The following is a 1421-nucleotide window of genomic DNA, read 5'->3' as shown; positions in this document are numbered from 1 at the left end:
TAAGAGCTTGTAACACGATCTTGTTGAGGTGTCCTGGCCGGGCGTGACCGATGTGACGATTCGGCCGTTCGGGAGGGTGTGAGTACTCGGCCGTGGATCGTGCATGACGACTTGTGGACGCTGATCGAGCCGCTGCTGCCGCCCTGGCCGGAGCGATCGCCGGGGCCGCGGCCGGTGGCGGACCGGCTGTGTCTGCAAGGCGTCCTGTACGTGCTCCACAACGACATAGCCTGGCAACTGCTGCCCCTGGAGTTGGGGTTCGGCTCCGGACAGACCTGCTGGCGGCGTCTGGAGCGGTGGCAGCAGGCTGGGGTCTTCGACCGGCTGCACCGCATTCTGCTTGCCGAGCTGAATGTGGCCGGCGCACTCGACTGGTCGAGGGCGTGTGTGGACGGCTCCCACATCCGTGCGAAAAAGGGGGAGCCGACACCGGTCCGTCACCGGTCGACCGCCGGAAGACGGGCAGCAAGCACCACTTGATCTGCGACGGACGCGGCACCCCGCTCAAGGTCATCACCACCGCGGCGAACGTCAACGACGTCACCCAGACTCTCGCCCTGGTCGACGGCATCCCGCCGGTGGCCGGGCGTCCCGGCCGGCCACGCCGCCGCCCCGATGCGCTGCTCGGGGACAAGGGTTACGACTCCAACCCCAACCGCGAGGAGCTGCGCAAGCGCCGGATCCTGCCGGTGATCTCCCGCAAGGGCGCCCCGAACATCAAGGGCCTGGGCAAGCTCCGCTACGTCGTCGAGCAGACCTTCGCCCTGCTCCACCAGTTCAAACGCCTTGCCGTCCGCTGGGAACGCCGAACAGAACTCCACGACGCCTTCGTCTCATTGGCCTGCGGCCTCATCTGCTGGAGGCGACTGAAGAAGCACCGGTCGTGATCGTGGCACGAGCTGTTGGCTACAACTCACACCACTCACCCAGAGGGCCGGCCGCCCGCGTCTGCGTGAAGTCGTGCACCAGGTCCCACGCCCGATCGATATCCAGGACAAAGTCGCCCGTGAACACGGCGAGGTCGTCCATGATCGGGACTTCGACCTCGGTACCCGAGGGCACGGTGCCGTCTCCTACGAGCAGAGACATCCGCTCGGTGTCACTCATCAAGTGGACCACCGCTTGATCATCCCGGAAAGCCAGAGCCAGAACCGGGAACTCTCTGTCCGGCGACCGAACCTCGACGTACCCCTGACCACAGGAACGCAGGTCGTTGAAGCGGTCCGCCAGATCCTTCACCTCTGAACGTCTCTCAACCGGCTGGAACAGTCCCGATTCCGGCGACGTCGCCGCCCACACCACGCTCATCCAGACCCCCTTCCCCACACAAGCCGTCGCCCGCGATCCAGGGCCACGCTCCCACGCTCCACCACGACAGGACTACTGGGACCGGGCCGCATGATCGTGTTACGAGCTCTAAG

2 protein-coding genes are annotated in these 1421 nt (G+C 65.9%); one reads left to right on the top strand and one right to left on the bottom strand.

Annotation, left to right across the window (positions count from 1 at the left end):
• Positions 1-78 precede the first annotated feature (78 nt).
• A protein-coding gene (locus tag ACIRF9_RS52680) for an IS5 family transposase (protein WP_403837823.1) occupies positions 79-887 on the top strand; the annotation gives its coding sequence in 2 pieces (ribosomal slippage) (positions 79-396 and positions 399-887; 807 coding nt in all).
• A gap of 19 nt (positions 888-906) precedes the next feature.
• On the opposite strand, the gene ACIRF9_RS52675 is transcribed toward ACIRF9_RS52680, so the two are convergent.
• Positions 907-1308, bottom strand: a complete 402-nt coding sequence (locus ACIRF9_RS52675; RefSeq protein WP_403837821.1) for a hypothetical protein — start codon at positions 1306-1308, stop codon at positions 907-909.
• Positions 1309-1421 lie beyond the last annotated feature (113 nt).

Source organism: Streptomyces sp. NPDC096132 (genome assembly GCF_044763345.1).
Taxonomy (GTDB): Bacteria; Actinomycetota; Actinomycetes; order Streptomycetales; family Streptomycetaceae; genus Streptomyces.
This window is presented reverse-complemented; position numbering and strand designations above follow the sequence as displayed.